This is a genomic window from Hydrogenophaga sp. GW101-3F08, from assembly GCF_059424585.1.
Map to the genome: position 1 here is coordinate 212,190 of NZ_JBWKZP010000002.1, position 18,430 is coordinate 230,619.

Genomic DNA, 18,430 nt, shown 5'->3' on the forward strand with positions numbered 1-18,430 from the left:
GGATTTCAAGAAAAAATGCCGTTTCAAGCCCATTCAACCGAATGCATTTAGAGCGTGTTGTGCCCCCAGCCCGTGAGCTGCACCAGCCGCTCCAGCGCGAAGGCGCCGAGCACCGAATTGCCTTTGGCGTCCAGCTCGGGCGCCCACACCGCCACCGTGCCCACGCCGGGCACGATGGCCACGATGCCGCCGCCCACGCCGGTTTTCACCGGCAGGCCGATGCGGTAGGCGAAGTCGCCCGCAGCATCGTAGGCGCCGCAGGTGAGCAGCAGGGCGTTGACGCGGCGGGTGTCGTCGGCGCTCAGAAACTGCTCGTCGGGCTGGCCCTGGTGGCCAAGATCGCGGCCGCCGTTGGCGAGGAACATGGTGGCCTGCGCGAGCTGGGCGCAGCTCATTTCGGTGGCGCACTGGCGGCAGTAGTTGTCCAGCACCAGCTCGGGCGGGTTGTGGAAGTTGCCGTGGCTCTTCATGAAGTAGGCCATGGCCATGTTGCGGTGGGCGGTGTCGCGCTCGCTTTTGGCGATGCGGGCGTTCCAGTGCAGCCCGGGGTCGTCGGCCAGGCGGCGCAGGGCGCCGAGCAGGGCGTAGTCGAGGTGGGCGTAGCGGGTGGTGAGGATGTCGGTGATGACGAGCGCGCCCGCGTTGATGAAGGGGTTGCGCGGGATGCCGTTTTCCGTTTCCAGCTGCACGATGGAGTTGAACGCGGCGCCCGAGGGCTCGCGGCCCACGCGTTGCCAGAGTTCGTCGCCCACGAGCTTGAGCGCCAGCACGAAGGTGAAGAGCTTGGTGATGCTCTGCAGGGAAAAGGGCGTGTGGGCGTCGCCGACGGCGTGGGTCTCGCCGCTGCACAGCGCCACCGCCATGCCGAACTGGCGCGGCGGCACCTCACCCAGAGCGGGGATGTAGTCGGCCACGTGGCCCTGGCCAAACAGGGGCTGGGCTTCGGTGTGGATCTGGTCCAGGATGGCGGGCAGGTGGCGGCTGGGCATGGCGCGCATTCTAGGGGCGGTGTGCGGCCCGCAAAGGCCCGTATGCCGGGCTGCGAGGGTGGGTATGCAAGATGAACATCGGGCCGGGCTGGCTCCGGCCCGAGCCGGGTGCACCGCAGGGTGTGCGTTTGTACCGGCCGCCGCGGGCCGGGCGACGAGGGGCGGGGCCAGGGGGCTCAGCGGTTCGCGCTTTCGTATATGGTGGGATGAACCGTTCCCTGCCATCCGACCTTACGCCATGATCACCGACGACCCCGACACCATGCCCGACGCCGAGGACACGCGCTGGCTCGAGACCCACGCCGACGACGTGTTCCTGCCCTCGGTGCGGGTGCAGCTGGCGTGGCGCGATGTGGAAGCCGCTGTGGAGCGGGGTGCCATCGTGCCGTCGGAGGCGCATGCGCTGTGGGCCAGCTGGGCCATGCCCGGCAGCCCCACGCGCGTGGTCGCGCCGAGCACCGCCCCGGCGCCAAAACCCCGCCCGGAGCCGGCCGAGCTGCCGCTGGAGTCCACCTTGATCAGCCCCATGCCGCGCATGGTCGAGGCGGCGCCGCCGGTCGAGCCTTCTTTCCAGGCCGCCGGCCAGGATGGGCCGGGCCTGGCGCGCCGGCTGGTCACGGCCCTGGGCCTGGTCGCCGCGGGCGCTGTGCTGTCGGCGCTGGTGCTGCGCACCTGGTCCTGAGGCCTGGTGCCGTCACTGCCCGAAGCGCGGGCCGTTCGTCAGGAAGGCTTCTTCGGCCGAGGTGTTGGCGCGGCCCAGCGCCGCGTTGCGGTGGGGGAAGCGCCCGTAGGTGGCGATGATGTCGCGGTGCAGGTGGGCAAAGCGCAGGTTGCCCGCCAGGGTGTCGCGCAGCTCGGGCGTGGCGCCTTCGAGCAGTGCGCTGAAGCGCGAGACGCATTCGTCTTGCAGGTCCAGGTGTTCGGCGTGCATGAGCGGCATGTAGAGAAACACCCGGCCCACGCGGGGCAAGGCGGCGTCCTGCCCCAGCGCCAGGGTCCGCAACACCAGCTGCTGCGCCCGGGCATCGCCCGCGAACGCGCGTGGTTGGCCGCGAAACACGTTGCGGGGGAACTGGTCCAGCACCACGATGAGCGCCAGCCGCGTTTCCGGGCTGGCTTCCCAGGCCTGGCAGCCGCCGTCCAGCGCAGCGTTCACCAGCGGGCCGAAGCGCTCGGTGATCTGCTGGTCCAGCGCGCTGTCGCCGCCAAACCACAGGGCGTTGCGATCGTCGGCGGGCCAGTCGCTTTGCAGGGCGTCGCCGAACCAGAAGTCCAGCACCTCCAGCGCCATGGACACGGGAGTCGGGGTGGTCGGTGGGGTGTTGGCGTTCATGGCGGTCTTTTTCTGGGGGCTCGGCGGCGGCTGGTTACGTCTGGCAACGTCTTTGACCGTGCATGCGGTACAGGTTACAGGGGATTTGTTTGTAATACGCGTACGGGGCCACAATAGCTCTGCAACCAGGAGATAACCATGAACACGATGTCTTTGAGCACCCACTGGAGCCGCAGCTCCGCCTGGGCCCGCGGTCTCGCGATCGCCGCACTGGCCGCTGGGGGCTGGGCCATGTCTGGCGTGGCCACCCAGGCTCACGCCAGGGGAGACGTCTACTGGTCCGTTGGCGTGAATTCACCCGGCGTGTCCGTGGGCGTGTCGAACGCGCCGCCGGTGGTGTATTACCCGCCGCCGGTGTATTCCTACGGCCGCCCGGTGGTGGTCTATGAAGAACCGGTGGTGGTGCACCGCCCGTACCGCTACGTGCGCCCCGTGGTGGTGGCACCAGCGCCGGTGTATTACCACCCCGGCCGGGGCCACGGCCACCGTTGGGGTCACCGCCACGGCCACGGCCGCGATTGGGACGATGACCGCCGCGACAACCGCTGGGACGATGACGACCGCCGCGATTACTACCGCCGCTGAGTGAAACCTCAGGCGCGGCTGCGCGCAATGCGCGCCGCCAGCCGCGCCGCCACCCGGGCTGTCAGGCCATCACGGTCCAGCGCCGGGTTGAGTTCGGCAATGTCGGCCGCCACCAGGCGGCCCGACGCCAGCACCTGATCGATCAGCCGCTCCACCTGCGCCAGCGGCACACCCAGCGGGGCGGGTGCCGATACCCCCGGGGCCTGCGCCCCGGGCAGCACATCCAGACACACCGTGAGATACACCGCATCGCAGCGCGCGAGGTCGGTGGCCAGCGCCTGCTGCGCATCGCGCAGGCCCGCGGCGTCCTGCAGGCCATCGTCGAGCCAGTAGCGCACGCCCATGGCATGGGCGCGGTCGAACAGGGCCTGGGTGTTGGCGAATCGGCTGATGCCGAACACGCGGTACTGGAAGGCTTGGCCGCGTTCGGCGCACCAGTCGTGCATCTGGCGAAACGGCGTGCCCGAATTGCCCTGGGCGGCCACGCGCAGGTCGAAGTGGGCGTCGAGGTTGACCACCAGCAGGCGGCTGGCGTCGGGCCGGGCCTGCACGATGCCTTGAAAAGTGCCCCAGGCCATTTCGTGGCCACCACCGAGCACGAGCGGCAGGCTGCCGCGCGCCAGGGCCCCGGCCACGCGCTCGCCCAGTTGCGCCTGCGCGGTTTCGAGCGCGCCGTCGGCGCAGCTCACATCCCCCGCGTCCCACAGCGCCGGTTCGCCCAGCACCGGCAGGTTGGCCAGCGCGCCACGCAGTGCCAGCGGCCCGAGGGCGGCGCCGGTGCGCCCGGCGTTGCGGCGCACGCCTTCGTCCACGCCAAAGCCGATCAGCGTGACGCCGCCGGTGCTGTCGGCGGCGGCGGGCCGAACGCGATGGTGCCAGCGGGTGCTGACGCCGGTTTCTTCGGCGTCTTCACGGCCGCGCCATTCAAAGGGTTCTGTCGGGTTCATGGGTGCTCCAGACCCGCCGCGATCACGCGGCGGCAGGGGTTGCGGCCAAACCAGTAGGCCAGTTCGTTCGGGTGCTCCAGCTCCCAGGCCACGAAGTCGGCGCGCTGGCCGGCGGTGAGCTGGCCGCGGTCGTGCAGGCCCAGCGCACGCGCGGCGTGCAGCGTGATGCCCTGCACCGCTTCCAGCGGCGTGAGGCGGAACAGCGTGCAGGCCATGCTGGCCATGAGCAGCAGCGAGAGGCCTGGCGAGGTGCCGGGGTTGTGGTCGGTGGACACGGCCATGGGCACGCCGGCCGCGCGCAGCGCCGCGATCGGCGGCAGCTTGGTTTCGCGCAGGAAGTAATACGCGCCGGGCAGCAGCACGGCCACGGTGCCGGCGGCTTGCATGGCGGCGATGCCGTCGTCGCTCAGGTGTTCGAGGTGGTCGCACGAGAGCGCGCCGAACGAGGCCGCGAGCGCCGCGCCGCCCTGGTCGGAGAGTTGCTCGGCGTGCAGCTTGACGGGCAGGCCCAGGGCTTTTGCCGCTTCAAAGACGCGGCGCGTTTGTGCGGGGCTGAAGCCGATATTTTCACAGAAGGCATCGACCGCGTCCACCAGGCCCTGGGCGTGCAGCTCGGGCAGCCAGGCACAGACGGCGTCGATGTAGTCGTCGGGCCGGCCGTCGAATTCGGGCGGCAGGGCGTGGGCGCCGAGGAAGGTGGTTCGCACATCCAGGCGTTGCTCGGTGCCGAGCCGGCGCGCCACGCGCAGGCAGCGCGCTTCGGTCTCCAGCGAGAGCCCGTAGCCCGATTTGATTTCCAGCGTGGTCACGCCTTCGGCCATGAGGCAGCGGGCGCGCTGCGTGGCGCTGGCCAGCAGCGCGTCTTCGCTGGCGGCGCGGGTGGCCGCGACGCTGGAGCGGATGCCGCCACCGGCTCGCGCGATGGCTTCGTAGCTCGCGCCCTGCAGGCGCTGCTCGAACTCGGCCGCGCGTTGGCCGCCGTAGACCAGGTGGGTGTGGCAGTCCACCAGGCCGGGGGTGAGCAGTGCGCCGCCGAGGTCCACCTCGTGCGCCGGTCGGGCGTGGGCCGGCAGGCCGCGGTTCGGGCCGACCCAGGTGATGCGCTCGCCTTCGGTGAGCAGAGCGCCGTCTTCGACCAGGCCCCAGCCGTCGGCGCCGTGGCTGGGGTCCAGCGTGGCGATGCGGGCGTTGTGCCAGAGGGTGGTGGTCATGGTCTTGTGCCTTCGGGGATGTGGTGCAGCCACCAGCCGACGGCTGGTGCGGGGACGTCCGGTTCGAAGCGCCAGCCGCCCGGCGGCGGTGCATCGAACCAGAGCAGGCTGAGGGCGGGCAGGGGGCGCTGCTGGTCGCCGTTGCGCCAGCGGCCGGGCACCCGCGCGAACAGGCCGGCCTGGGCGCTGGCGGGGGCTGACCATGCAGCGCCGGGCGATACGGCGGCCATGCCGCCCGTGCCGCCGCGAACCATGAGGTTGAGGTCGCGCACCGGGCCGCCGGTCAGGCGGCAGCCGGGCGTGGCGGCACCGTCGAAGGCCAGCGGCGCATCGCCGGGGCGCAGCGTCAGCGGGTGGTCGGCGAAGTCCAGCGCCACGCCCTCGCCCGACAACAGCGTGAACCAGCGCCGCACGCCGGGGAAGGCCGAGAAAGGGCCGTCAACGGCGATGTCGGCCACGCTGATGCGCAGCCGCCAGTCCGCCGGGCCGGGCCAGGCCAACAGCTCGCGCGTGACACCACCACCGTTGCGCCACGGCGTGGCCGGGGTGCTGTCGACGGTGACGATGGAGGCGGTGTTCACGGCGCGCTCAGTGTGACCAGACTTCGGCGAACAGGTCTTGGTGCTCCGCACCGGCCGCACCCTCCAGCACCAGCCGGCGCGCGGCTTCGATGTCCGGCGCGAACAGGCGGTCCTTGTCGTAGAACGGCACCTGGGCGCGCAGCGTGGCGTGGGCCTGGGCCAGGCGCGGCGAGGTGGCGAGCGGGCGGTGGAAGTCCACGCCCTGCGCGGCGGCCAGCCACTCGATGCCGAGGATGGTGGCGGTGTTGTCGGCCATCTCGGCCAGGCGGCGCCCGGCGTAGGTGGCCATGCTCACGTGGTCTTCCTGGTTGGCGCTGGTGGGCAGGCTGTCCACGCTGGCCGGGTGCGCGTGCGACTTGTTTTCCGAGGCCAGCGCGGCGGCGGTGACGTGGGCGATCATGAAGCCGCTGTTGAGGCCCGGGTTGTCCACCAGGAAGGGCGGCAGTCCCGAGAGCGTGCTGTCGATCAGCAGCGCGATACGGCGCTCGGAGATGGCGCCGATCTCGGCGATGGCCAGCGCCAGCGTGTCGGCCGCGAAGGCCACCGGCTCGGCGTGGAAGTTGCCGCCCGAGAGCACCTCGTTGGTGTCGGTGAAGACCAGCGGGTTGTCGGTGACGGCGTTGGCCTCGGTGAGCAGGGTGCGCGCGGCGTTGGCGATGAGGTCGCGGCAGGCGCCCATGACCTGCGGCTGGCAGCGCAGGCTGTAGGGGTCCTGCACGCGCTCGTCGTCCACCACGTGCGAGAGGCGGATCTGGCTGCCCGCGAGCAGGGCGCGCGTGGCGGCGGCCACGGCGATCTGGCCGGGCTGGCCACGCACGGCGTGGATGCGCGGGTCGAACGGCGCGTCGCTGCCCTTGGCCGCGTCCACGCTGAGCGCGCCGGTCACCGTGCCGGCTTCGAGCAGGCGCTCGGCCATGAAGAGGCCGTGCAGCGCGAGCGCGGTGGAGACCTGGGTGCCGTTGATCAGCGCCAGGCCTTCCTTGGCCGCGAGCGTGAGCGGCGCAATGCCGGCGGCCTTGAGCGCGGCGGCGGCGGGCCGCCATTCGCCGTTCACGCGCACCTCGCCTTCGCCCATCAGGGCCAGCGTCATGTGCGAGAGCGGCGCGAGGTCGCCCGAAGCGCCGACCGAGCCCTTGACCGGGATGCGGGGCGTGATGCCGGCGTTGAGCAGCGCGAGCAGGGTGTGAATGACCACCGGGCGCACGCCCGAATAACCGCGCGCGAGGCTCGCCGCCTTCATCAGCACCACGAGGCGCACCGTGGCGTCGCTCATGGGCTCGCCGGTACCCACCGAGTGCGACAGGATCAGGTTGCGCTGCAGCAGCTCCAACTGGTCGTCGGGGATGCGCGTCTTGGCGAGCTTGCCAAAGCCGGTGTTGATGCCGTAGGCCGCATCGCCTTTGTGCACGATGGCGTGGATCGCCGCGGCCGAGGCCGCGATGCCGGCGTGCGCGTCGCTACTGAGTTGCACCTGCACGGCCTGTTGCCAGACGGTGCGCAGGTCGGCCAGCGTCATCTGGCCGGGTTGCAGGGTGAGAGAAGAGTTCATGTTGACCAGTATGTCGGTGAGAGGTGTCTTGGGTCCAGAACGCCGTGGAACCGGCTTTGCCGGGCCACAGGCGTTGCCCCCTGGGGGGTGACGCCGCAGGCGGCGCGGGGGGGTCAAAGCATCGGGAGTTTCAAGCCTTGCTTCTTTGCGGTGGCAATCGCCAGTTCATAGCCCGCATCCGCATGGCGCATCACGCCCGATCCGCAGTCGTTCACCAGCACGCGCGCCAGGCGTTCGGCGGCGGCGTCCGTGCCGTCGGCCACGATCACCATGCCCGCGTGCTGCGAGTAACCCATGCCCACGCCGCCACCGTGGTGCAGGCTGACCCAGCTGGCGCCGCCGGCGGTGTTGAGCAGGGCGTTGAGCAGCGGCCAGTCGCTCACGGCATCGGTGCCGTCCTTCATGGCCTCGGTTTCGCGGTTGGGGCTGGCGACCGAGCCGGTGTCCAGGTGGTCGCGGCCGATCACGATCGGCGCCTTCAACTCGCCGTTCTTGACCATCTCGTTGAAGGCCAGGCCGGCGATGTGGCGCTCGCCCAGGCCCAGCCAGCAGATGCGCGCGGGCAGGCCCTGGAAGGCGATGCGCTCACGCGCCATGTCGAGCCAGCGGTGCGTGTGGTGGTTGTTCGGGAACAGTTCCTTGATCTTCGCGTCGGTCTTGTAGATGTCTTCCGGGTCGCCCGAGAGCGCGACCCAGCGGAACGGGCCTTTGCCCTCGCAGAACATGGGGCGGATGTAGGCGGGCACGAAGCCGGGGAAATCGAACGCGTTCTGTACGCCTTGGTCGAATGCGACCTGGCGGATGTTGTTGCCGTAGTCCACCGTGGGGATGCCCATGCTCTGGAAGTCCAGCATGGCCTGCACGTGCACCGCGCAGCTCTGGGCGGCTTCGGCGCTCAGGCGGGCGTGCTGCGCCGGGTCCTTCTGCGCGGCCTTCCACTGCGCCACGCTCCAGCCCACCGGCAGGTAGCCGTTGATCAGGTCGTGCGCCGAGGTCTGGTCGGTCACCAGGTCGGGTTTGATGCCGCCGGCCTTCGCGCGTTTCACCAGCTCGGGCAGCACTTCGGCCGCGTTGCCGAGCAGGGCGATGGAGACGGCCTCCTTCTTCGCCGTGTGCTCCTGGATCAGCTCCAGCGCGTGGTGAATGTCACGTGCCTGTTTGTCCACGTAGCGCGTGCGCAGGCGGAAGTCGATGCTGCTCTGCTGGCACTCGATGTTGAGCGAGCAGGCGCCGGCCAGCGTGGCGGCCAGCGGCTGCGCGCCGCCCATGCCACCCAGGCCGGCGGTGAGGATCCAGCGGCCGGACAAATCGTTCTTGTAGTGCTGCTTGCCGGCCTCGACGAAGGTCTCAAAGGTGCCTTGCACGATGCCCTGGCTGCCGATGTAGATCCAGCTGCCGGCGGTCATCTGGCCGTACATGAACAGGCCCTTGCGGTCGAGTTCATTGAAGTGTTCCCAGGTGGCCCACTTGGGCACCAAGTTGCTGTTGGCGATCAGCACGCGCGGGGCGTTGGCGTGCGTCTTGAACACGCCCACCGGCTTGCCCGACTGCACCAGCAGGGTCTCGTCGTCGTTCAGGTCTTTGAGCGAGGCGAGGATCTGGTCGAAGCAGGCCCAGTCGCGCGCGGCGCGGCCGATCCCGCCGTAGACCACGAGGTGCTGCGGGTTCTCGGCGACTTCGGGGTCGAGGTTGTTCTGGATCATGCGGTAGGCGGCCTCGGCGATCCAGTTCTTGCAGTTCAGCGTGGTGCCGCGCGGGGCGCGGATGACACGGGTGGGGTCGAGGCGGGGGTCGGTGTGGGTGTTCATGGGCGGTTTCCTCGGGGCTTTTTCGATGGTATGGCTATACATATAGAAACACACATCTATGATATGTATATACAACTTTATCTGGCCATAATCCCTCCTGTCAATACCACTTCATCGGTTTGCACCCCGGTAGAAACCCTGTGAACAACGGTTCCACCCCCTTGCCAGCCCCGGCCGACGACGACCGCACACCCGCCTACCTGCGGGTGAAGCAGCATGTGCTGGCGCAGATCCAGAGCGGCATCTGGCAGGAGGGCGAGGCGATCCCGGGCGAAGAGGCGCTGGCGCGCACCTTCGGCGTGTCGCGCATGACGGTGAACCGCGCGATCCGCGAGCTGAGCGACGAGCAGATCGTGGAGCGGGTGCAGGGCTCGGGCACTTACGTGGCGCAGCAGAAGTACCAGGCCACGCTGGTCGAGATCCGCAACATCGCCGAAGAGATCGCCGCGCGTGGCCACGTGCACCGCAGCGAGTTGCACAAGCTGGAGCGCACCAAGGCCGGCGAGGCGCTGGGTCGGCAGTTCGGGCTGAAGGCCGAGCAGCCGCTGTTCCATTCGGTGGTGGTGCACTTCGAGAACGGCGAGCCGATCCAGGTCGAAGACCGCTACGTCAACCCGACGGTGGCGCCGGACTACCTGCAGATGGACTTCAACAGCCAGACGCCCAACGCCTACCTGATGCGGGTGGCGCCGCTGCAGGGCGTGCGCTTCGTCATCGAAGCCTGCCTGCCGCCGCGCGACGTGGCCGAGATGCTGCACATGGCGCCCGAAGAACCCTGCCTGGTGTTGCGCCGACAGACGCATTCGCAAGGCCAGGTGGCCTCGGTGGCGGCGATGTGGCACCCGGCGGCGCGTTACCGGTTCACCGGCAGCTTTTAGGAACGCCCCCCTGCGCCGCTGCGCGGCTTCCCCCCTCTCTGTCGCCTTCGGCGGGAGGGGGGACGCAGCCCTGTGGCCCGGCGGAGCCGGTTCCACGGCTGCCCTGGGTGAAGGCACGCGCAGCGGACCATGCCTCCACGCTCCGTCGCTGTGCCTACATCGCCTTGAAGCGCCCGGCGTAGAGGCGGCTGACGGGCAGGCGTTCCTTCAGGCCGCGCAGGTCAAGGCTGAGCTTGCCGGCTTCGTCGCGGTGCACGCTGTGGATGGCGGTGGCGCGCACCACGGTGCTCCGATGCACCTGCCAGAACAGGCTGGCGTCCAGCTGGGGAATGAGCTCCTTGAGGGGGGTGCGGATCAGCAGCTCGGTGTCTGCGGTGAGCACGCGCACGTATTTGTCGGCGGCCTCGAACACCAGCACCTCGTCGATCGGTACCAGCCGGATCTGCTGGCCCAGGCTGGCCTGGATCACACGCAGCGGCTCGCTGGGCGTGGCCGCCAGCGCGGGCGCGAGCAGGGCGCGCAGCTGGGTCAGCGTGTGTTCCAGCGGTGCGGCCACGTTGGCGGGGCTGCGCTGCGCCAGCACCTGCTGCACGCGCTGCACCGTGCGCGCCAGGCGCTCGGGCTGCACCGGCTTGAGCAGGTAGTCCACCGCCTGCGCTTCGAAGGCCTGCACGGCGTACTGGTCGTAGGCGGTGACGAACACGATGGCGGGAAACGGGGTGTCGGCGGGCCACTCGTCGGCGAGTTCGGCGGCGGCGTCCAGGCCGCTCTGGCCGGGCATGCGGATGTCGAGGAACAGCAGGTCGGGTTTCAGCCGCAGGGCCTCGGCCACGGCCGACCGGCCGTCGCCGACCACGGCCACGATGCGCAGCGCCGGCCAGGCGCGCGCCAGCTCGGCCCGCAGGGCGGCGGCCAGCAGCGGTTCGTCTTCGGCGATCAGGGCGCTGGCGTTCATGGTCGCAGGGGCAGACGCAGGGTGGCGCGCGTGCCGCCGTCGGCCCCGGCGCACAGTGCCAGGGTGGAGCGGCTGCCGTACACGGTGGCCAGGCGCTCGCGCACCTGGACCACGCCAAAGCCTGGCCCGGTGGTGGTGCTGCCCGGGGGCGCCAGACCCACCCCGGTGTCGGCCACTTCGAGCACCAGGTCGGGGCCCTCCTGGCGGGCGCTCACGCGGATGCTGCCGCCCTCCACCTTGGGCTCCAGTCCGTGCTGGATGCTGTTTTCCACCAGCGGCTGCAGCAGCAGCGCGGGCACGGGCTGGGCGGCGAGCGGGGCCGGCAGGTCCAGGGTGCAGCTCAGGCGCGGGCCCATGCGGATGCTCATCAACGCGAGGTAGTCGCGCAGCCGGTCGAACTCGGCCTGCAGCGTGTGCGTGCTGTCGCTGTTGCGCGAGGCGGCCAGCGTGGCGCGCAGGTAGGCGATCATGTGGTCCAGCATGGTTTGCGCGCGGGCCGCGTCGGTGCCGATCAGCGCGCGCAGGTTGGCCAGGGTGTTGAACAGCATGTGGGGTTCGAGCTGGGCCTCCAGCAGTTTCAGCCGCGCTTCGTTGGCATGCTGGCGCGCCTCGCGCATCTTGCGTTCGAGGTAGGCGCCTTTGTTGGCGCTGTAGAAATAGTAGGAAACCACCACGCCGGCCAGGGCCGTGATCAGGATCGAGGTGCGCAGTGGCGTGGCCGTGTTGGCGCCGCCCCCGGCCAGGTACCAGCCGTAGTGGCGGCACAGCTGGTCGGCCAGAAAGGTGCCCAGCAGGTAGCCGACGGTGATGCCCGTGAGCACCAGCAGCACGCCGGCCCAGCCCGGTGGCCAGCCGGTCTCGGCGGCCGATGGCATGAGTCGGCGCCCCAGATCGATGATGGCCCAGGCAAGCGTGCTGATGATCAGCGAGTACGCCACCGGCGGGCCATAGGGGCGCTCGGGCATGAAGGCGTACTGGAGCGTGGCGATCACCAGCGCAAAGGCCCACACCTGCAGGAGGTGCCGCAGCAGGGTGATGCCGTCGGGCTTCATGGTCTCTGGCGCTCAGCTGCCGCCAGGGCCGCGCCCACGCTGCAGCCGTTCGCGTTCTTTCTGCACCAGCCGTTCGCGCAGCCCGCTGCCGTTGCCCAGCACGAAGACCGAGACGCCGTGCAGAGCAAGGCCCAGACCCCAGCCCAGCACCGGAAAGATCGACCAGCGGCGCGCGCCAAGGCCGAATTCGGGGCCGAACTGCCAGAGCATGAACCAGCACAGGTTGACCAGCAGGTACACCGTGGCGTGGATGTACCAGCCCAGTTTGGCGCCGGCACGCCGGCGCGCCAGCAGTTCGATTTCGTCGGGGGACAAGGGGGTGTTCATGGGTGTGCGGGGCATTCTAGGGCGAGCCGGGGCGTGCGGTTCACGGGGGTGCCAGCAGGTGCTGCCGGAAGAAGCCGGCGATCTGGCGGTCGACCTCGGGCAGCACGGCGCGATCGAAGCCGGGCGGGTCGCCCAGCAGGTCGTGTTCCAGGCTGCCGGGCGGGAACGGTGGCAGCGGCGACAGCATGGCGCCGTGGCCGGCCTCGGGCAGGTCGGCGATCACCACGCAGGGGCCGCAGGCCGCGCGCACCGCGCCCACGTGGAAGCGGGGCAGCTGGTTGACGTCGCGGCCCGCCACCACCAGACCGAGCGCGATGCGGGGCGCACGCAGCGAGTCCATGTCGAAATCGGCCGCGAACGGCACGCTGGCCACGGCGGCCTGGATGCGCGGGTCGTGGTGGCTGTGCCAGCTGGCGTCGTCAAAGCGCCAGCGGATCACGGCACGCGCCAGCGACAGTTTGAGGGGGTCGAGCACATCGCCGCGCAGCCGGGTGGTGAAGCCCACGCAGGATGGGAAGTCCTCCGCGATGTGGGCTTCACAGTGGTCGCGAAAACGGGTCGCCGACCAGCGCCCACCCGCCAGGGTCAGCGCCGTGTGGCCACCGGCCGAGCCACCGTACACGCCCACCCGGTCCAGTGCCAGCAAGGGGGCGAAGCGGGGGCTTTGGGCCAGCGCGTCGATGGCGCGCGAGACTTCGCCCGGGCGCCGTTTCCAGCTGGTGGGGCCGGGGTCGGTGAACCCGCCGGTGTGGTCGCCCCGGTGCTGGGGCACGGCCACCACGAAGCCCGCCTTCACCAGAGCGCCCGCCAGGTCGGCGTGCACCCACGGGTTGCCACCGGAACCGTGCGAGATCACCACCAGCCGCGCATTGCCGCGCACCGGTTCACCCTGCCAGGCCAGGTTCAGCGTGAAGGGCCCGCGCTGGAGCGGCTGCTCACTGGCGCTGGAGGGGTAGAACACCGTCACCGGGCCGTCGCCCGCCAGCCCCGGCAACTCGGTGAGACCGGTCGCGGCCCGGGCCGGGGTGGCCAGCAGCAGGCCCAGGCCCGCCAGGGCCAGCGCCGCGAGCCAGGCGGTGGGCTGGCGCCGCCCTGAAACCGGCGGCGCCTTCATGGGAGGCGCCTGGCCTCTTGCCCGGCCAACCGACGGCGTTCGCGGGTCAGCAGGTGCTGGTGCAGGTGCTGACCCTGCGGGCGCAGCCACACCACGGCGCCATGGATCAGCAGGCCGATGAGCCAGCCACCGGTGGGCAGGCCCAGCCATCCGCCGCGGTGGCCGGCCAGCCACAGCGCGGCGTTGACCAGGGCGAACACGGTGGCGTGGACCAGCCAGCCGGTCTGCTGGCCCGCCCGGCGGCGCGCCTGGCGCTCCAGTTCGGGGGACAACGGGGTTTGAAATGTGGGCATGGGGACTCCTTGTGGTGGGGCGGGAGGGGACTGCCAGGTGGGGCAGTGCGGGGACGTGGCGCGACTGTGCCGCGGGCGCAGAGCCGGCGCGAGCGGGTTGCGATGAAATGCCGCGGTGGGGGTGTGAAACGCCACCGGGTCGCGCGAACGGCGGTTCCTACAATGGAACATTGGCCCCACCGCGCCAGACCGCCAGCGCTTGGGCGGCGTGCGCGGTGCCGTCGTCCCCTCAGAGGAACACCGCATGACCCACCCCACCACCCGACGACAACTGTTCACCGCCTGTGCCCTGGGGGCCGGCGCGCTGCTGGTGCTGGCGCTGCCGGGCTGCGCCTCGCTGCGGCCCGGGCCCCGCACGGTGGACATCCCGGAGGCGAAACTGGTCGAAGCCGTGACGCGGCAGTTTCCGCACAACAGTCGCCTTCTCGACCTGTTCGACGTGTCCCTCACCTCGCCCCGGGTGCGCCTGATCCCGGCGGAGAACCGCATCGGCACCCAGCTCGATTTCACGGTGGGTACCCCGCTGGTGGAGACGCGCACGCAGCGCGGCACGCTGACCCTGAGCTACGGCCTGCGCCTGGAGCCCGTGGACAACACGGTGCGGCTCACCGGGGTGCGCATGGAAGGGCTGGACCTGCCCGGCATGTCGCCGGCCCATGCGGCGCGTTTCCGGCGGCTGGGCACCGATCTGGTGGAAAACCTGTTGCCCGATCTGGTGGTCTACCGCCTCAAGCCCAAAGACCTGGAGACGGCGCAAGGCTGGGGCTACCAGCCCGGCGGGCTGCAGGTGGTGCCCGGGGGGCTGCAACTGCGACTGGATCCGGTTCAACAGGAATAGCGCGCCGCGAGGGACTTGTTCAGCGTTGCCTTAGGATAGGCGCTGCACAAACAGGCCAGCGGTTGGCCTGTTGTCTTTTTTGCGAACCGCGCCGCGTGCCGGACACTGTTGTATGGATCTTGTGTTGCTGATCAAGGCCGCCATCATGGGCGTGGTGGAGGGCCTGACCGAGTTTTTGCCGATTTCTTCCACCGGTCACCTGATCCTGGCCGGCAGCCTGCTGGGTTTTCACGACGAGCGGGCCAAGGTGTTCGAGATCGCGATCCAGACCGGCGCGATCTTCGCGGTGATCATCGTGTACGCGCAGCGCCTGCGCGCCACGCTGCTGGGTCTGGCCTCGCAGCCCACGGCGCAGCGCTTCACCCTGAACGTGGTCATCGGCTGCCTGCCCGCGGTCGTTCTGGGCCTGTTGCTTGGCAAGGCCATCAAGGCGAACCTGTTCACCCCGACGGTGGTGGCCACGGCGTTCATCGTGGGGGCCTTCGTCATCCTCTGGGCGGAGCGGCGCCAGCAGGCCAATGTGCGCGTGCACGATCTGGACGACCTGACCCCGCTGGACGCGCTGAAGGTGGGTCTGGCGCAGTGTTTCGGCCTGATTCCCGGCACCAGCCGCTCGGGCTCCACCATCATCGGCGGCATGCTGTTCGGCCTGTCGCGCAAGGTGGCCACCGACTTCAGCTTCTTTCTGGGCATCCCGATCCTGATCGGCGCCGGCGCCTACAGCCTCTACAAGGCGCGCGACATGCTCTCGATGGCCGATCTGCCGCTGTTTGCCGTGGGCCTGGTGTTCGCGTTTCTCAGCGCCTGGGTCTGCATTCGCTGGCTGCTGCGCTACGTGGCCAGCCACAGCTTCGTGCCGTTTGCCTGGTACCGCATCGCCTTTGGCGCGCTGATCCTGCTGACCGCCCATTTCGGCTGGGTGAACTGGGCCGCCTGAGGGGCCGCAGCGCCCTTCACCCGCCCGGGGCGTCGGTGGCGGCGGGCAGGGTGAAGCAGAAGGTGGCGCCTTCGCCCGGGGCGCCCCAGGCCTGCAGCTCGCCGCCGTGGCGCTGCACGATGCGCCGCGAGGTCGCCAGGCCGATACCGAGGCCGGCGAATTCGTTGGGCATGTGCAGCCGCTGAAACGGCTGGAACAGCTTGTCGGAGCGGGCCATGTCGAAACCCGCGCCGTTGTCGCTGATGCAGTAGTGCGTCTGGCCGTCCAGTGTGCGGGCGTACACCCGGATGCAGGGCTGGGCCGTGGTGGCGGTGTACTTCCAGGCGTTGTGCAGCAGGTTCTGCATCAGGGCTTCCACCAGGGACGGATCGGCCAGGGCCTGCAGCCCGGGTTCGACCGACCAGGCCACCTCGCGCTGGGGGTGCTCGCCGGCCAGCTCTTCGAACAGGCGCGTGGCCATGGCGCTGAGGTTGACCGGCTCGCGCCGCACCTCGCCGCGCGCGAACTGCGAGAGCTTGAGCAGGCCGTCGATCAGCTCGCCCATCTTCTTGCTGGCGCCCATGATGCGCTGCAGGTGGGTGTGGCTGGCGGCGTCCAGCGCCGGGTTGTCTTCCTGCAGGGCCTGGGCGAATCCGTTGATGATGCGCAGCGGTGAGCGCAGGTCGTGCGCCACCGCGTAGGAATAGCTCTCCAGCTCGTCGTAGGCGCCCCGCAGGGCCTGGGTGCGTTGCTGGATGCGCTGCTCCAGCGAGGCGTTGAGGCGCTGGATTTCGAGCTCGGTCCGTTTGCGCTCGGTCACGTCCTGCGTGACGCCCAGCGCGCGCACCGCGCGGCCCTGTGCGTCGCGTTCGAATTCCGCCTGTACCGAATGCCAACGTTCCTGACCGCCGATCAATACACGGTATTCGACGTTGTAGGCCACCTTGCCCCGCAGTGCCAGCGGCCATTGCCGCTGCACCAGCGGGCGGTCTTCGGGGTGGATGATGGCCAGCAGGTCTTCGGCGCTGTAGTCGGTGAAGGGCATGTCGAGAAACTCGGGCGCTTCGGACAGGGTGGTGAATCGCCCCGTGGTCAGGTTGGCTTGCCAGGGGGCCAGCCGCGCCATGTGCTGCGCCTGGCGCAACAGCTGTTCGCTGACGCGCAAGGCCACCTCCGTCGCCTTGCGGTCGCTCACGTCCTGCACCACCGCGATCAGGTAGTCGGGCTCTCCCGCGGGCGTGCGCACCAGGGACAGCGTCAGGTGCACCCAGACGGTGTGGCCCTGTTTGTGGATGTAGCGTTTTTCGATGCTGTAGTGGTCGATCTCGCCCGCCAGGGTGCGCGCCTGCAGACTCAGGTCCAGCTCCAGGTCGTCGGGATGGGTGAAATCCCGGAAGCTCATGGTCTCGATTTCCTGCCGGGTGTAGCCGAGCAGATCGCAATAGGTCTGGTTGACGCGGATCCAGCCCCCATCCAGCTGGCTGTGGGTCATGCCGGTGGCGCTGTGCTCAAAGGTGTCTTCCAGTTGCCGGGTGCTGCGCCGCACCGCTTCGCTGGCTTCGCGCCAGAGGCGGTTTTGCCGCTGCATGAGCGCGATGGCGCCCACCACCACCAGCTCGGTGACGAAATGCCACAGGTTGAGCCAGAACGCTTCGCGCAGGTCGTGAAACGCCAGCGAGCCATAGGGTTTGACCATGAAAAAATTGACCACCACCATGCCCAGAACGGTGCTGAGCATGCCGGCCCGAAAACCGCCGTACAGCGCCGAAAGGGCTACGGCCAGGGACAGCGTGATGAAGCGCCCGCCCGATTCGGGCGGTGCCACGGCCAGGCGCAGCCCGACCGCCGCCAGCGTGATGGCCACGGCGACGGCATAACGGCTCCAGGCGCTGTGGCGCTCGGGCTGCCAACCCGCGATCTCCCGCCAGAGGCGATGGATCGGGCTCGACGGCGGGTCGGAGTAGGGCATGGGTGCTGGGCGAGTCCGGTAGGGGAACAGTGTGCCAGTGCTCTCCGTTATACCGGAGGACGCCTTGGACCGGCCGTGCGAACAAATACCGGATTCCCTGCATGTCTTGCCCTTCGGTGCCCGCAGCCGGGCGCCGGTGGCCGCTCAGCGCGACAGGGCGTGCAGCGCTCGCTCGATGGCCGCGGCCGTTTCCTGGGGTTTTTCCATCGGAAACAGGTGGCTGCCTTCCACCATGAGCAGGCGCTCGGGGTGGTCCCGACCCACCAGCCTGTGCGTCATGGCCATGCCCACCTGCTTCATCTCCAGCGACTCCGTGCCGCCGATGAACCCGACCGGGCATTGCAGGGGGTGGCGGCGCAGCAGGCGGTCCAGGTTGTGGGGCAGGGTGTTGTAGACCGCGGTCTCGACCTCGCGCCGAAAGCTCAGCACCCGCTGGGCGCCAGGGCCATGGCCCGTCTCGTGGGTGCCGTGGTCGATGTAGTCGCGCAGCACCTGCGGCTCCCAGCGCGCAAAGGCCTTCTTGTGGGCGAAGTGTTCCCAGGCGCTGTCGGCGTCGGGCCAGCTGTCGCGGCGCTTGCGGCTGACCTTGCCGGGCGAGACCGAGCCCACGAGCTGGGTGCGTTTGACCAGCTCCAGCGTGCGCGCGCGCCAGCCGCCGAGCACGGGCGAATCGATCAGCAGCACGCCCTTGACCTGGTGCCCTCCCAGCTCGGGGTGGCGCGCCGCGCACATCAGGCTGATGAATCCCCCCATGGAGTGACCGACCAGCCAGGCGCCCTGACCATGGCGCTCCATCTCCGGCGCCGCGAAATCGGCCAGCTGCTGCACCAGATGCGGCCAGTTGCTGGTGACGGGGTACTGCGGTTCGTGGCCGTATTTCTCCACCGCCCGCACCGAAAAGCCCCGCGCCCGCAGCGACCGGAACAAAACGCCATAGGTGCCGGCGGGGAAGCCGTTGGCGTGGGAAAAAATGATGAGGGACATCAGCCCACCCCTGCGCCGCGCCGTTGGCGCGTCACCCCCTCAAGGGGGCGATGCGAGTGGCCCGGCAAAGCCGGTTCCACCGCACCCCTGTGTTGGAACAC

The 18,430-nt window shown here is 69.8% G+C and carries 19 protein-coding genes; 5 read left to right on the forward strand and 14 right to left on the reverse strand.

Annotated elements, in window-relative coordinates:
* Positions 1-47 precede the first annotated feature (47 nt).
* A complete protein-coding gene (locus AC07YZ_RS06655; RefSeq protein ID WP_494794180.1) occupies positions 48-989 on the reverse strand; it encodes a glutaminase in 942 nt (313 codons plus the stop codon).
* A gap of 238 nt (positions 990-1,227) precedes the next feature.
* On the opposite strand from AC07YZ_RS06655, the gene AC07YZ_RS06660 reads away from it, so the two are divergent.
* Positions 1,228-1,671 carry a hypothetical protein gene (locus tag AC07YZ_RS06660; protein WP_494794181.1) on the forward strand — a complete coding sequence of 148 codons (444 nt, stop codon included), beginning with the start codon at positions 1,228-1,230 and terminating at the stop codon, positions 1,669-1,671.
* 12 nt (positions 1,672-1,683) lie between these two features.
* Here the strand turns inward: AC07YZ_RS06660 and AC07YZ_RS06665 are convergent, their stop codons facing one another.
* Positions 1,684-2,322: a DUF924 family protein gene (locus AC07YZ_RS06665; RefSeq protein WP_494794182.1), complete on the reverse strand. Its 639-nt coding sequence runs from the start codon at positions 2,320-2,322 to the stop codon at positions 1,684-1,686.
* 138 nt (positions 2,323-2,460) lie between these two features.
* Here AC07YZ_RS06665 and AC07YZ_RS06670 point away from each other — a divergent pair, with 138 nt between their 5' ends.
* Positions 2,461-2,907, forward strand: a complete 447-nt coding sequence (locus tag AC07YZ_RS06670) for a hypothetical protein (RefSeq protein WP_226493938.1) — start codon at positions 2,461-2,463, stop codon at positions 2,905-2,907.
* An 8-nt stretch (positions 2,908-2,915) separates the two neighbouring features.
* On the opposite strand, the gene hutG is transcribed toward AC07YZ_RS06670, so the two are convergent.
* From hutG to hutU, 5 genes are all read right to left on the reverse strand, one after another.
* Positions 2,916-3,854: a formimidoylglutamase gene (gene hutG, locus AC07YZ_RS06675; protein WP_494794183.1), complete on the reverse strand. Its 939-nt coding sequence runs from the start codon at positions 3,852-3,854 to the stop codon at positions 2,916-2,918.
* Complete coding sequence (gene hutI, locus AC07YZ_RS06680) at positions 3,851-5,065, reverse strand: imidazolonepropionase (RefSeq protein WP_494794184.1); 1,215 nt, start codon at positions 5,063-5,065, stop codon at positions 3,851-3,853. Before hutI ends, hutG begins: the two co-directional genes overlap by 4 nt.
* Positions 5,062-5,646, reverse strand: coding sequence for a HutD/Ves family protein (locus AC07YZ_RS06685; RefSeq protein WP_494794185.1), 585 nt, complete (start codon positions 5,644-5,646; stop codon positions 5,062-5,064). The genes hutI and AC07YZ_RS06685 overlap by 4 nt, the downstream gene beginning before the upstream one ends.
* Positions 5,647-5,653: 7 nt before the next feature.
* Positions 5,654-7,195, reverse strand: coding sequence for a histidine ammonia-lyase (hutH, locus tag AC07YZ_RS06690; RefSeq protein WP_494794186.1), 1,542 nt, complete (start codon positions 7,193-7,195; stop codon positions 5,654-5,656).
* Positions 7,196-7,308: 113 nt separating this feature from the next.
* Positions 7,309-9,003: a urocanate hydratase gene (hutU, locus tag AC07YZ_RS06695; protein WP_494794187.1), complete on the reverse strand. Its 1,695-nt coding sequence runs from the start codon at positions 9,001-9,003 to the stop codon at positions 7,309-7,311.
* Positions 9,004-9,164: 161 nt separating this feature from the next.
* Between hutU and hutC the strand changes: the two genes are divergently transcribed.
* Positions 9,165-9,881: a histidine utilization transcriptional repressor HutC gene (gene hutC / locus AC07YZ_RS06700; RefSeq protein WP_494794558.1), complete on the forward strand. Its 717-nt coding sequence runs from the start codon at positions 9,165-9,167 to the stop codon at positions 9,879-9,881.
* A 154-nt stretch (positions 9,882-10,035) separates the two neighbouring features.
* On the opposite strand, the gene AC07YZ_RS06705 is transcribed toward hutC, so the two are convergent.
* Genes AC07YZ_RS06705 through AC07YZ_RS06725 form a run of 5 tightly spaced genes read right to left on the reverse strand, consistent with a single transcriptional unit; the run spans position 10,036 to position 13,622 of the window.
* Positions 10,036-10,836, reverse strand: a complete 801-nt coding sequence (locus AC07YZ_RS06705; protein ID WP_494794188.1) for a LytR/AlgR family response regulator transcription factor — start codon at positions 10,834-10,836, stop codon at positions 10,036-10,038.
* Positions 10,833-11,888 carry a sensor histidine kinase gene (locus tag AC07YZ_RS06710; protein ID WP_494794189.1) on the reverse strand — a complete coding sequence of 352 codons (1,056 nt, stop codon included), beginning with the start codon at positions 11,886-11,888 and terminating at the stop codon, positions 10,833-10,835. The genes AC07YZ_RS06705 and AC07YZ_RS06710 overlap by 4 nt, the downstream gene beginning before the upstream one ends.
* A 12-nt stretch (positions 11,889-11,900) precedes the next feature.
* Positions 11,901-12,215 carry a 2TM domain-containing protein gene (locus AC07YZ_RS06715; protein ID WP_494794190.1) on the reverse strand — a complete coding sequence of 105 codons (315 nt, stop codon included), beginning with the start codon at positions 12,213-12,215 and terminating at the stop codon, positions 11,901-11,903.
* 40 nt (positions 12,216-12,255) lie between these two features.
* Positions 12,256-13,329: an alpha/beta hydrolase family protein gene (locus AC07YZ_RS06720; protein ID WP_494794191.1), complete on the reverse strand. Its 1,074-nt coding sequence runs from the start codon at positions 13,327-13,329 to the stop codon at positions 12,256-12,258.
* Positions 13,326-13,622, reverse strand: a complete 297-nt coding sequence (locus AC07YZ_RS06725; RefSeq protein WP_226493927.1) for a 2TM domain-containing protein — start codon at positions 13,620-13,622, stop codon at positions 13,326-13,328. Before AC07YZ_RS06725 ends, AC07YZ_RS06720 begins: the two co-directional genes overlap by 4 nt.
* A gap of 244 nt (positions 13,623-13,866) precedes the next feature.
* On the opposite strand from AC07YZ_RS06725, the gene AC07YZ_RS06730 reads away from it, so the two are divergent.
* Positions 13,867-14,460, forward strand: a complete 594-nt coding sequence (locus AC07YZ_RS06730) for a DUF1439 domain-containing protein (protein WP_226493926.1) — start codon at positions 13,867-13,869, stop codon at positions 14,458-14,460.
* Positions 14,461-14,572: 112 nt separating this feature from the next.
* Entirely contained in the window at positions 14,573-15,397 is an 825-nt protein-coding gene (locus tag AC07YZ_RS06735) for an undecaprenyl-diphosphate phosphatase (RefSeq protein WP_494794192.1), read from the forward strand.
* Between the two features lie 16 nt (positions 15,398-15,413).
* Here AC07YZ_RS06735 and AC07YZ_RS06740 read toward each other — a convergent pair whose 3' ends face one another.
* Complete coding sequence (locus AC07YZ_RS06740; RefSeq protein WP_494794193.1) at positions 15,414-17,345, reverse strand: PAS domain S-box protein; 1,932 nt, start codon at positions 17,343-17,345, stop codon at positions 15,414-15,416.
* A 144-nt stretch (positions 17,346-17,489) separates the two neighbouring features.
* The gene (locus AC07YZ_RS06745) at positions 17,490-18,329 is read right to left on the reverse strand and encodes an alpha/beta hydrolase (protein ID WP_494794194.1); all 840 of its coding nucleotides are present in this window, start codon (positions 18,327-18,329) and stop codon (positions 17,490-17,492) included.
* Between the last annotated feature and the right edge of the window lie 101 nt (positions 18,330-18,430).